The sequence below is a fragment of the Phascolarctobacterium sp. genome (assembly GCF_030531065.1).
GTDB lineage: Bacteria > Bacillota > Negativicutes > Acidaminococcales > Acidaminococcaceae > Phascolarctobacterium_A.
Window position 1 is genome coordinate 1 of the sequence record NZ_JAUNOQ010000023.1, and the last position, 12,765, is coordinate 12,765.

Annotated in this window: 11 protein-coding genes; all 11 read right to left on the reverse strand. The window is 52.3% G+C overall.

The window, feature by feature from the left end; translation table 11 throughout:
- Positions 1-96: 96 nt before the first annotated feature.
- The gene (locus Q4E64_RS10950) at positions 97-849 is read right to left on the reverse strand and encodes a carboxylesterase (protein ID WP_303167955.1); all 753 of its coding nucleotides are present in this window, start codon (positions 847-849) and stop codon (positions 97-99) included.
- Between the two features lie 941 nt (positions 850-1,790).
- Positions 1,791-3,788 carry a sodium-translocating pyrophosphatase gene (locus tag Q4E64_RS10955; RefSeq protein ID WP_368501584.1) on the reverse strand — a complete coding sequence of 666 codons (1,998 nt, stop codon included), beginning with the start codon at positions 3,786-3,788 and terminating at the stop codon, positions 1,791-1,793.
- A 112-nt stretch (positions 3,789-3,900) separates the two neighbouring features.
- Entirely contained in the window at positions 3,901-4,131 is a 231-nt protein-coding gene (secG, locus tag Q4E64_RS10960) for a preprotein translocase subunit SecG (protein ID WP_303167957.1), read from the reverse strand.
- A 153-nt stretch (positions 4,132-4,284) separates the two neighbouring features.
- The gene (gene eno / locus Q4E64_RS10965) at positions 4,285-5,571 is read right to left on the reverse strand and encodes a phosphopyruvate hydratase (protein ID WP_303167958.1); all 1,287 of its coding nucleotides are present in this window, start codon (positions 5,569-5,571) and stop codon (positions 4,285-4,287) included.
- A gap of 19 nt (positions 5,572-5,590) precedes the next feature.
- Positions 5,591-7,108 (reverse strand): 2,3-bisphosphoglycerate-independent phosphoglycerate mutase, encoded by a 1,518-nt coding sequence (gene gpmI, locus Q4E64_RS10970; RefSeq protein ID WP_303167959.1) that lies wholly within the window; start codon positions 7,106-7,108, stop codon positions 5,591-5,593.
- A gap of 111 nt (positions 7,109-7,219) precedes the next feature.
- On the reverse strand, positions 7,220-9,145 hold the full coding sequence (tpiA, locus tag Q4E64_RS10975; RefSeq protein WP_303167960.1) for a triose-phosphate isomerase: 1,926 nt from the start codon (positions 9,143-9,145) through the stop codon (positions 7,220-7,222).
- 17 nt (positions 9,146-9,162) lie between these two features.
- A complete protein-coding gene (gene gap / locus Q4E64_RS10980) occupies positions 9,163-10,170 on the reverse strand; it encodes a type I glyceraldehyde-3-phosphate dehydrogenase (protein WP_303167980.1) in 1,008 nt (335 codons plus the stop codon).
- A 53-nt stretch (positions 10,171-10,223) separates the two neighbouring features.
- Entirely contained in the window at positions 10,224-11,261 is a 1,038-nt protein-coding gene (locus Q4E64_RS10985) for a sugar-binding transcriptional regulator (protein WP_303167961.1), read from the reverse strand.
- A gap of 224 nt (positions 11,262-11,485) precedes the next feature.
- On the reverse strand, positions 11,486-11,953 hold the full coding sequence (bcp, locus tag Q4E64_RS10990) for a thioredoxin-dependent thiol peroxidase (RefSeq protein ID WP_303167963.1): 468 nt from the start codon (positions 11,951-11,953) through the stop codon (positions 11,486-11,488).
- Positions 11,954-12,138: 185 nt separating this feature from the next.
- Complete coding sequence (gene rpmA, locus Q4E64_RS10995; RefSeq protein WP_293727863.1) at positions 12,139-12,429, reverse strand: 50S ribosomal protein L27; 291 nt, start codon at positions 12,427-12,429, stop codon at positions 12,139-12,141.
- A gap of 5 nt (positions 12,430-12,434) precedes the next feature.
- Entirely contained in the window at positions 12,435-12,761 is a 327-nt protein-coding gene (locus Q4E64_RS11000; protein ID WP_293727862.1) for a ribosomal-processing cysteine protease Prp, read from the reverse strand.
- Between the last annotated feature and the right edge of the window lie 4 nt (positions 12,762-12,765).

Here is a 12,765-nt window from a genome sequence, read left to right on the forward strand (position 1 = left end):
AAATCTTTCATCTTTTTACTAATTTTTAGCTTGACATATTACCGCTGGACTATTTCTGACAAATCCTGCCGTGTCGCAGGATAATTTACAAACTTATTACTTTTCGTCAGCCTCAAAAAAATTTCCTACAGCGGCAAAGACCGTTTCCCGCTCGCAATCCAGCGTTAAAATATGCCCGCTGCGCTCCAGCCACAGCAGCTGCTTTTGCTCCGGCGGCGTTCCTAAGTGGTCGTAAATATACCGGGCGCTTTTAGGCTGCACCGTATGCTCGATGGTCGATTGAGCAATCAGGCAGGGAACAGTAATTTGCGGCAGCAGCTGCTTTTTACAGCGTTTCACCAAAGCAAACAAGCTGGTCAAGGGCTTGGTAGGCATTTTATCATAAGCTTGGCAATATTTGCCCATCTCATGGTAATTACGCTTCCGCTTAGGCAAATAGCGGATAAAGTAGCGCAGTAGCGGTAAAAATGGTACGCGCCTGTCGCGCACATAAATAGGAGCCGAGAGCAGCGCCGCCCTGCGCACAGGCTTAGAGGCTGCCATAGCCATCGCCAGCAGGCCGCCCATGGAAAGGCCGGCGACATATACCTTACCATAACCAGCCAAAAGCTCGTCGCAGGCAGCAGCAGCCATTGCCAGCCACTCGTCAGCCGTAGTCTGCTCCAAATCCTCCACCGTAGTGCCATGTCCCGGCAGACGTGGGCACAGCACAGTGTAGCCAAGAGCATGCAGATAATCGCCCAAGGGCCGCATTTCCGCCGCCGTTCCGGTATAACCGTGCAGCAGCAATACTGCCTTGCCATTATTACCTTCCAGTAAAAAGGTTTCTGCCCCCGCCATAATCTGCATAGTTAAACGCTCCTTCTGACAAATTACATATTACATTATACCATGTCTACCGCGGCTCTGCCATCGCCTACGGCTCGTCAATCGCCGGGTGTCAGGCATATGTTGTACATCAGCTCTCGCTTCGCCTTTGGCTCGCGAATCGCTGTGTACAAGCATTATACCACAATACTCACACCATCTGCATCTAAACGCAACATTATTATTTGAACATTTGTTGTCTTTTTGAAATTTTCGTGTTAAAATATCAACAGACAACCGTGTTCAGGGTGGTTTGGCCTTCATCTAATGAGATTGGAGGTGATGCTGATGAAAAACTTTTCTTTCCAAGACCTCATGGCCTTCGGAATGTTTATCATTGCATTGCTGACCTTCATTCGACTGATGTGTCAATAAAATTTCTGCATAAAGAAAATCCACCCCTATACTTGGCCAGTAGCAGGGTGGACTTTCTTCCCAAATAACAGGTCAACCCACCTTGTGGGCGGTTGTCCTTCTATGTTTAATATAGCACGAAAGCAAAATAATTGCAAGCAAAACGTTTCCTCTACGCCAAAATATTGCAAACATATGTTGCTCTCACGAAATTTTCGTGTTAAAATATCAACAGACAACCGTGTTCAGGGTGGTTTGGCCTTCATCTAATGAGATTGGAGGTGATGCTGATGAAAAACTTTTCTTTCCAAGACCTCATGGCCTTCGGAATGTTTATCATTGCATTGCTGACCTTCATTCGACTGATGTGTCAATAAAATTTCTGCATAAAGAAAATCCATCCCTAAACTTGACCGGTGACAGGATGGATTCTCTTATTCCCTAACAGGTCAACCCACCTTGTGGGCGGTTGTCCTTCTATGCTTAATATAGCACGAAAGCAAAATAATTGCAAGTAAAAACGCTCCTCCCGCACGGGAAGGAGCGTTTAATATTTGCGGAATCAGCTCTTATTTAAAGAAGCTCAGCAGGATGCCGCCGTTAGCTGCCAAAACAGGAGCGAATACCAGAGCAACAATGGTCATCAATTTAATTAAGATGTTCATTGCCGGTCCGGAGGTATCCTTGAACGGATCGCCTACGGTATCGCCTACAACGGTTGCGTCATGCACCGGAGTGTGCTTTCTGCCGCTTGCTTCCACGAATTTCTTCGCATTATCCCAAGCGCCGCCTGCGTTAGCCATCAAAATAGCAACCAATACGCCGGAAGCTAATGCGCCGCCGATCATACCGCCCAAAGCTTCGGTGCCGAACAGGAAGCCCATCAGCAGAGGAGCAACGATAGCGATAACGCCGGGCATAATCATCTCGTGCAGAGCAGCTGCGGTAGAAATGTCTACGCATTTTTGGTAGTCAGCCTTAGCCTTGCCTTCCAGCAGGCCGGGGATTTCGTGGAATTGACGGCGAACCTCTTCAATCATTTGATAAGCAGCCTTACCAACGGATTCCATGGTCATAGCGCCGAATACGAAAGGCAGAGTTGCGCCGACGAACAGACCGATCAGCGTAACAGGATTCAGCAGGTCGATAGCCTTCAGCCCTACAGTATGTGCATAAGCGGAGAACAGAGCCAATGCAGTCAAAGCGGCGGAGCCAATAGCAAAGCCTTTGCCGATAGCGGCGGTAGTGTTGCCTACAGAGTCCAGAGTATCGGTGATTTCACGTACTTCAGGAGGCAGCTCGGACATTTCTGCAATGCCGCCTGCATTGTCGGCGATAGGACCATAAGCGTCAACGGCTACGGTCAGGCCGGTGGTGGACAGCATACCAACTGCTGCCAGAGCGATACCGAACAGGCCCATGCCAGCGTCCTTAGCGCCGCCCATGCTGAAGAAGGACAGGATTACGCCAATGCAGATGAAGATCATCGGCAGGAAGGTGGAATACATACCAACTGCCAGACCGGAAATAATGGTGGTTGCCGGGCCGGTTTCGGATTGCTGCGCGATTTTCTTAACGGAAGAATAATCAGCAGAGGTATAAATTTCGGTAATTTTGCCGATCAGCAGGCCTACGATCAGGCCGGAAGCGATAGCTACGAAAGCTGCCGCGTTGCCAAAAATAGAAGTGGACAGGTAGTAAGCGGCAGCAATTACGATAATACCGCCAACATAAGTGCCGTGGTTCAAAGCTGCCTGCGGGTTATTGGATTTGCTGCTGCGAGCGTAAGCGACGCCAATCAAAGAAGCGATAATACCTGCAAAAGCCAGCTCGAATACGAACATAACGCCTTCGCCGCCAGGGTAAGCAACAGCGCCCAGGGTAATAGCGGAAATGATAGCGCCTACATAGGATTCAAACAAGTCGGCGCCCATACCGGCAACGTCGCCTACGTTATCGCCTACGTTATCAGCGATGGTAGCCGGGTTACGCGGATCGTCTTCAGGCAGGCCCTCTTCAACCTTACCAACCAGGTCGGCGCCAACGTCGGCAGCCTTGGTATAAATACCGCCGCCAACACGGGCGAACAAAGCGATGGAGCTTGCGCCCAAGCCAAAGCCGGTAACAATATCGATATTGCCAAAGAGCATGTAAGCTGCGGCAACGCCAACGATACCCAGACCAACAACGCCCAGACCCATTACAGCGCCGCCGGAGAAAGCGATTTTCAAAGCTTCCGGCATACCGTGACGGGCAGCCTCAGCGGTACGAACGTTAGCCTTAGTAGCAACGGTCATACCAATATAGCCTGCGCTTACGGAGAAAACAGCGCCTGCAACGAAGCAAACTGCGGTAAGCGGAGACAGGAACATAGAAATAACAATAGCGACAACGATTACGAATACAGACAAAGCCTTGTATTCTCTGTACAGGAACGCCATAGCGCCCTCATGGATGTAACCGGCGATTTCCTGCATACGTTGAGTACCAGCAGGAGCCTTGCCGATTGCGCTGCTGAGCGTCAAAGCAACTGCCAATGCAATGAGGCCAACAACGATGGAGATCATTAAATAACTCAAGACCCTAACCCCTTTCTTCTTATAAAAAATTTAAAATTTAAAGAGCGTAGTTACGCCCTTTTTAACATGAGTAATAAGCCAAGACTGCGCCAAACAGCCATTAAGCGTTGATTTTGGCCAGCGCCAACGTAATTACGGCAAACGCAGCGCCTAAATAAATCGTAGCCTTAGCCATAATTGAATCCAGATCATTGCCCTTACCAAAAAAAGCACCGTCACTGCCGCCGAAAGTACTGCTCATACCGCCGCCTTTGCCGGACTGCAGCAGAACTGCGCCAATGAGAGCTATGCAAACGATAACTTCAAGAACTATCAAGACAGTTTCAATCACAGAGCTTACCTCCTCACATTTTTGTACCATGATATTTTACCATAAATATAGTGAGCTTACAACGTAATTTTGCAAAATATTTAACAGAAGCGTCGGAAAATACGCAAAAAAAGAGCAGAAGCCTTCAGGCCTCTGCTCGCGCTGCAATTAAGCTTATTTATTGATGTTGTAGAAAACGTGCTTGCCGTTGTACTTGGCCGCCTTGCCCAAATCCTCTTCAATGCGCAGCAGCTGATTGTATTTAGCCACGCGGTCAGTACGCGCCGGAGCGCCGGTCTTAATCTGGCCTGCGTTTACCGCTACGGCGATATCCGCCAGAGTGGTATCCTCGGTTTCGCCGCTGCGATGGGAAATAATGCAGGTGTAGCCTGCGCGCTTAGCGGTTTCGATAGCGTTAAAGGTTTCGGTCAGGGTACCGATTTGGTTTACCTTAATCAGAATAGCGTTGGCTACGCCCTTCTTAATGCCCTGCGCCAGGCGTTCTTCATTGGTAACAAACAGGTCGTCGCCCACCAGCTGCACCTTCTTGCCCAACTTCTTGGTCAGCTTCTTCCAGCCGTCCCAATCGTCCTCGGCCATGCCGTCCTCGATGGAAATAATTGGGTATTTCTCGCACAGCCCGGCTAGGTAATCCACCATCTCTTCGCTGGTTTTAACGATGCCCTCGCCCGCCAGATTGTACTTGCCATCCTCGTAAAATTCGCTGCTGGCTACGTCCAAAGCGATAACGATGTCCTTGCCCGGTTTATAGCCTGCCTTTTCCACAGCCTCCAAAATAACCTCGATAGCTTCGGAGTTGCAGCTCAGGTTAGGCGCAAAGCCGCCCTCGTCGCCCAAAGCGGTGCTCAAGCCCTTGGATTTCAGCAGCGCTTTCAGGTTATGGTAAATTTCGGCGTTCATGCGCAAAGCCTCGCTGAAAGATTTAGCGCCTACTGGCATAATCATAAATTCCTGAATATCCACGTTATTGTCGGCATGCTGGCCGCCGTTGAGAATATTCATCATGGGGACGGGCAGCTCCTTAGCAGCCACGCCGCCCAAATACAGGTACAAGGGCAGGCCTACGGAAGCGGCTGCCGCCTTAGCCACCGCCATGGAAACGCCCAAAATAGCGTTAGCGCCCAAGCGGCCCTTGTTGGGAGTTCCGTCCAGACGTACCAGCAGTTCGTCGATTTCCGTTTGCCGGGTTGCCTCTAGGCCGATGATAGCTTCGGCGATAATGTCGTTGACATTATCCACGGCCTTGGTTACGCCCTTGCCCAGATAACGCTCGGCGTCGCCGTCGCGCAGCTCCACAGCCTCGTGTACGCCGGTGGAAGCGCCGGAGGGAACAGCAGCGCGTCCTACGGCGCCGTCCTCCAGGCAAACCTCAACCTCTACGGTAGGATTGCCGCGGGAATCCAGAATTTCACGTGCATATACTTCAGTAATCATTGCCATCGTTCAATCACCTCTAGTTTTATTTTTCCAATAAGCTATGACCCGTCATAGCGGCAGGCTGCTCGATATGCAAAAGCTCCAGCAGCGTCGGCGCAATATCGGCCAAAATACCGCTGTGCAGCTTATGCTGCTGCTTGCTTACCACAATGAAGGGCACAGGGTTGGTGGTATGAGCCGTATTAGGCTCGCCGTCCGCCTCCGCCATTTTCTCCAAATTACCATGGTCCGCCGTAATGCAGGCCGTGCCGCCCAGCTCCAGCACCTTGCGCACGATGCGCCCGGCGCAGTCGTCCACCTTTTCCATAGCCTTAACGGCGGCTGCCAGCACGCCCGTATGGCCCACCATGTCGGGATTAGCGAAATTCAGAATGATTGCGTCAAATTTATCCTTATCCAGCTCTGCCAGCAGCGCCTGCGTTACCTCCTCGGCGCTCATTTCCGGCTGCAAATCGTAGGTCGCTATCTTGGGCGAAGGAATAAGGATACGCTCCTCGCCAGCGTTAGGCTCCTCCACGCCGCCGTTAAAGAAGAAGGTTACATGAGCGTATTTTTCCGTTTCGGCAATGCGCAGCTGCCGCATACCGCTTGCCGCCAGCACCTGTCCCAGCGTATCGTCGATGGGTTCGGGCGGATAAGCCACCGGAGCGTCGATAGTCGCGTCATACTGCGCCATACAGGCAAAACGCACCGGCCTCACGCCCTCCGGACGGGCAAAATACGGAAAGTCCTCGTCGTGCAGCGCACGAGTAAGCTCACGGGCGCGGTCAGGACGGAAGTTAAAGAAAATTACGCCGTCGCCGGCCTTAATGCGTCCGTCTACGCCATTTACTACCAACGGCTCCACAAATTCGTCGGTCACACCGGCAGCATAGGACGCCTCCACGCCTGCGGCAGCGCTGGCGGCAGGCACGCCTTCGCCCAGAGCCACGGCCCTGTAAGCACGCTCTACGCGCTCCCAGCGTTTATCGCGGTCCATGGCGTAATAGCGGCCGCTGACAGTAGCGATACGGCCTACGCCAATCCTGTCCATCGCCTGCTCCAATTCCTCGATATAGGTCAACGCGCTTTGGGGCGGCACGTCGCGTCCGTCCAAAAAGGCGTGTACATAAACGCGGCTCAAGCCGTGCTGCTTAGCCATTTCCAGCAAAGCAAGCAAATGGGAAATATGGCTGTGGACGCCGCCGTCGGATACCAGCCCCAGCAGATGCAGCGCAGCTCCCGCCTCCCTGGTTTTTTCCATAGTATCGCACAGCACGCCGTTCTTAAAGAAATCGCCGTCCTCAATGGCCTTGCTGATGCGGGTCAGGCTTTGGTAAATAATGCGGCCGGAGCCGATATTCAAGTGCCCCACCTCGGAATTGCCGATTTGACCCGCAGGCAGGCCCACCTCCCTGCCGCTGGCCTGTAAGGCAGTATGCGGATAATTAGCGAAATAACCGTCGAGGTTAGGCGTCCTGGCAACTGCCGCAGCGTTGGTGCTGCTGGCGGGAGCAATGCCCCAGCCGTCTAAAATCATTAAAAGTACAGGATGTTTCATGCTTCGCCTTCCATATATTATCATTTATAAGTACAGAAAGCGATAAAACCCGCCAACCTGCCGGCAGCCGCAAGGCTTTACCGGCAGGCTGCGGGTCATTGCTCTCTTCAATTAAAAGCTGCGTACTATCTTAGCAAAGCTGTCGGCCTTTAAGGAAGCGCCGCCAACCAGAACGCCGTCGATACCGCTGATATTGAAATCTGCGGCGTTCTTTTCATTAACGCTGCCGCCGTACAGAATGCGCACCTGACGCGCGATTTCCGGCGTAAAAATTTTAGCGACCTTATCGCGAATCAGACGGCATACCTCCTGCGCGTCCGCCGGAGTTGCCGCCTTGCCGCTGCCGATGGCCCAGATGGGCTCGTAAGCGATAACCAGATTAACGGCGTCCTCAGGAGCGATTACGCGCAGCGCGCTCTTGAGCTGCATATTGATCTTACGCGCAGTCTTGCCAGCTTCGCGCTCGACCAGATTTTCGCCTACGCACAGCATGGGCTTCAAGCCGTTGCGGTATGCGGCGATAATCTTGCTGGCGACAATTTTTTCGTTCTCGCCGAAAATAGTGCGGCGTTCGCTGTGCCCTACCAGCACATACTCGGCGCAGATATCGGCGATCATCGCGCCGGAAACAGCGCCGGTGAAAGCGCCCTTATCTTCCCAATGCAGGTCTTGAGCGCCATAGCCCACATGCTTGCCGTCGATAGCGTCAGCCACGGTTTCCAAAGCGGTAAAGGGCGGGAAAATAACTACCTCGTTCAGAGTACCGTTAGTTTCCATCACAATATCCTCAGCCAGCTCCACGGCCTCGCTGACGGTCTTGTGCATCTTCCAGTTGCCGGCAATCATTTTGCGGCGCAGGTCGTCCAAAGCCGCCACGCCGGGCAGCACCTTGCCCTCCAGATATTCCAGAGATGCGCCGCCGCCCGTAGAAATATGCGAAATGCGTTTTGCCAGCCCCAGCTTTTCCACTGCGGCCACGCTATCGCCGCCGCCTACGATGCTAACAGCGCGGCTGCGTGCCACAGCCTTAGCCACGGCCTCCGTACCCTTGCAAAAAGCGTCCATTTCAAACACGCCCATAGGCCCGTTCCACACAATCATCTTAGCGTCGGCCAGCGCAGCGGCATAGGCTTTAGCCGTTTCTGCGCCGATATCCAGAGCCATATAGTCCTGATTAAGATGCTTGATATCCTCGGTAATATACTTAGCGTCGGCGGCAAAGGCTTCCGCCATTACCAAATCCGTAGGCAGCAGCAGATTTACCTTGTTCTTCTTAGCCTTCGCCAGCAGCTCCTTAGCCAGCTCTATCTTATCTTCTTCTACCAGAGATTTGCCCATCGCGCAGCCCTGCGCAGCCAGGAAGGTGTTAGCCATACCGCCGCCGATCAGCAGCGTATCAACCTTGTCCAGCAGATTATTGATAACGCCGATTTTATCGCTGACCTTAGCGCCGCCGATAATAGCGGCAAAGGGATGCAGCGGCTCCGTTACGGCGCGGCCCACATATTCGATTTCCTTTTCCAGCAGGAATCCTGCGGCAGCGGGCAGGAAGTGAGTAACGCCCTCTACGGAAGCGTGCGCGCGGTGCGAAACGCCGAAGCCGTCGTTAACGTACAGGTCGGCCAGGGATGCCAGCTGCTCGGCAAATTCCATGTCGTTCTTTTCTTCTTCCTTATGGAAGCGCAGATTTTCCAGCAGCAACACATGACCGGCTTTCAGCTTTTTAGCCGCGGCCTTAGCCTCCGGCCCTACGCAGTCGGCAGCGAACAGAATCTTTTTGCTCAGCAGCTTGCCCAAATGCCTAGCTACGGGAGCCAGGCTGTATTTAGGATTAACCTGTCCCTTAGGACGGCCCAGATGCGCCATCAAAATAACGGCGGCCTTGTGCTCCAGCAGATATTTAATGGTGTCCAGGGAAGCGCGGATACGGGTATCGTCGGAAATATTGCCCTTATCGTCGAAGGGGACGTTAAAATCTACGCGCACCAGTACCTTTTTACCGGCCACGTCTAAATCACGTACAGTTTTCTTATCCACGGATAACTACTCCTATCTTACAGGCCCTTTTTAGCAATATACATAGCCAGGTCAACTACGCGGTTGGAATAACCCCATTCGTTGTCGTACCAGCTGACAACCTTAGCCATACGCGGGCCAACCATCATAGTGGACAGGCCGTCGACGATGGAGCTCAGCGGGCAGCCGTTGTAATCGCGGGAAACCAGGGGCAGCTCGTTATAGCCCATGATGCCCTTCAATTCGCCCTCGGCAGCTTCCTTCAAAGCGGCGTTGATTTCTTCAGCGGTAGTATCGGTTTGCAGCAGAACGGTCAAATCGGTAATGGATACGTTAGGAGTGGGCACGCGCATAGCGAAGCCGTTGAGCTTGCCTTTCAGTTCCGGCAGGACCAAAGCTACGGCCTTAGCGGCGCCGGTAGTGGTCGGGATAATGGAGCAGGCGGCAGCGCGGGCACGGCGCAGATCCTTATGCGGCAGGTCCAGAATACGCTGGTCGTTGGTATAGGAATGTACGGTGGTCATCAAACCGCTTTCAATGCCAAACTTGTTCAGCAGCACCTTGGTAAAGGGAGCTAGGCAGTTGGTGGTGCAGGAAGCGTTGGAAATAATATTATGCTTAGCAGGGTCGTATTTGTCCTCGTTGACGCCCATAACGATGGTAATATCCTCGCCTTTAGCGGGAGCGGAAATAATAACCTTTTTAGCGCCTGCCTGCAGGTGAGCGGCAGCCTTCGGGCCTTCGGTAAAACGACCGGTGGATTCTACAACAATTTCCGCGCCGATTTCGCCCCAGGGAATTTTTGCCGGGTCGGGAGAAGCAAATACCTTAATGCGTTTGCCGTCTACCACGATGCAGTCGCCGTCGGCAGCTACTTCATGCGGGAAGGTGCCATGCACGGAATCATATTTCAGTAAATGAGCCAAAGTAGCGGAATCCGTCAGATCGTTGACAGCTACCACCTCAACATCGGGATTAGTAAAAGCAACGCGGAAAACCTCGCGGCCAATGCGGCCAAAACCATTGATACCTACTTTTGTCATAATAAATTCCTCCTTAGTTTTGACGGGTTTCTTTATAAATTGCACTTGCGTGCCGGTTAACAATGCTCATGGGCCATGCGCAGAATCTCGTGAGCGGCGGCCTCGTCGGTAACGAGAATATCCTGCCGCGACGCGCGGATGACCGATAAAATAGCGGCAGCCTTGGACTTACCGCCGGCAATGCCAATGATGGTGCCGATGTTCTGCAAATCCTGCAGCATCAGGCCGGCGTTATTTGTCATATAGACCTGCCTGCCATCCAGTGCACAGTACTGCCCGAAGGCTTCGCCTACCGCTCCCGCCGATTCCAGCTTGGCAATCAGATCGGGGTTTAAGCGCCGGTGCCTGGCCATAACGCTGGCGCGGCCTACGCCGTGCACCAGAATATCGGCTTTCTTGATGATATCCACGACGGCGCGCACGCCTACGTCTTCTTTTAAAATACTGTTGAGAATATCCTCACTGACGCAGTCGGGCACATACAGCTGGCGATAAGACGCCCCCAAACGCTGGGCTAAAACCGTAGCGATGGTGTTGGCCTGCAGCTCCACGTTATCGCCCAGGCCGCCGCGGGCCGGAACCACTACCGTATCAGGCTGCGAACCGCTGACGTTAGCCGCCATGGCCGCCATAGTCGTGCCGCCGCTGACCGCTACGATATGCTTGCTGCCGTCGCTGAGCAGCTTGCTGAGAATATGCGCCGCAGTACGGCCAATCTCCCTCTTTACTACCTCCTCCTGGTCGGAATCGCCGGGAAGGATTACCACCCGGCCAATCTTCAGCGTGTCGCTCAAGGATTTTTCCAGAAAGGAAATATCCTGCAGCTTACGCACATAATCGGCCAGCTCCTTTAAAATATCGGCGCCCTCGTCAGTGACGCTCATGCCGCTGGAGGAAAAATCCAGCAGACCGCTTTTCTTGAGAAAATCAACCTGCGCCCGCAGCACCCTTTCGCTAAGCCCCAGCTTCGCCGCCAGCGCTCTTCTGCCGATAGGGTATTCGTGGCTTACCTGACGCAAAATCTGATAACGCTGCACTAAAAGGTCCGTCAGCTCCGGCACGATTTTCTTTTGTAAATTGATAATGCTATCCATAATTATTGCCTCGGCACATTTTGTCCCTCGTGGTACTTTTAGCGTCCCACGAATTTAATACAAAGAATCTGATTTCTGTTTTTCTTTGATAAGTATAGCATACTCTATTGGAGAAATAAAGTGTAACACATTAAATTTTTGCAAAAATTTTAACATGCAGTTAGTCACAGTTAACAGCTGTGCCGCATCGCCGCGCATTACTCTGCGCAGCAATGCGTTCCGGCTTATTTATTGCAGCTGCATACGAAAGCCAAAGCGTCGGCAGCGCTCTGCTCCGGCTTTACCTTCGTCCAGGCGGCGGCGATTTTACCAGCCTCGTCGATAACGTAAACCGAACGTACCACGCCCATGCTCACCTTGCCGTAGAGCTTCTTTTCCTGCCACACCTCGTAGGCCTGCAAAACCTCTTTTTCCGTATCGGACAGCAAAATAAAGGGCAGCTCCTGCTTCGCGGCAAAATTAAAATGCGATTTTACGCTGTCCTTACTGATGCCAACAATCACAGCGCCCTCGGCGGCAAACTGCTCAAAAGCGTCGCGAAAGGCCTGCGCCTGACGGGTACAGCCGGGCGTAGAATCTTTAGGATAAAAATACAACACTACCTTTTTACCGGCAAAATCGCTGAGGCTGACGCTATTGCCGTCCTTGTCCGGCAAAGTAAAGGCCGGAGCCACGGAACCAACTTCCAACATAATTATCAACTCCTTGCAGTATAATTCACAAATAAAAGCCAAGCTTCCATGCTTTTTCAAGATACTTTAAGTATACCATATTCAGCGTTAAAATACAGCCGCTGCACCATATCTTAACAAAAAGCTCACGCTTTAGACGTAAAAAGACCCGCACCTCTTGGAGATGCGGGTCTGCAAAGCCTAAATTACATTGCTGCTTCTACGGGATATACGCTGATTTGGCGTTTATCGCGGCCTTTGCGCTCAAATTTTACGCGGCCTTCCACAGTAGCGTAAATGGTATAGTCCTTGCCCATGCCAACATTGTTGCCGGGATGGAATTTAGTACCGCGCTGACGAACGATGATGCTGCCAGCGGTTACCAGCTGGCTGTCATGAGCCTTGGTACCCAAACGCTGCGCGTTGGAGTCACGACCGTTGTGGGAGCTGCCGGTACCTTTTTTATGTGCATGTAATTGCAGAATAATTTCAAACATTACTTTCACCTCCTATGTTCCTGAATACGAACATATTGCGGACACTGACGTTCTATGGACTGCAGGCCATAAACCATGGTCTGCAGAATAGCCTGCGTCAGGTCTGTAGGCGCACTGTTCAATGCAGCCTCTAAAATACCGTCCTCCTGATTGACGACATAGGACGGCTTGAGCTTTAAGTGTCTTTCCAAGCCAAGCAGGGGAGCCTGCGTTAAAGCCGAAACAGCGCTGCAAACGATGTCCGTTCCTTCTTCGCTGTATCCTGCATGCCCGCTAACCTTATAGCCAACGATCATGCCCTGCTTATCCTTGAACAAATCGACCTGTATCATGGCG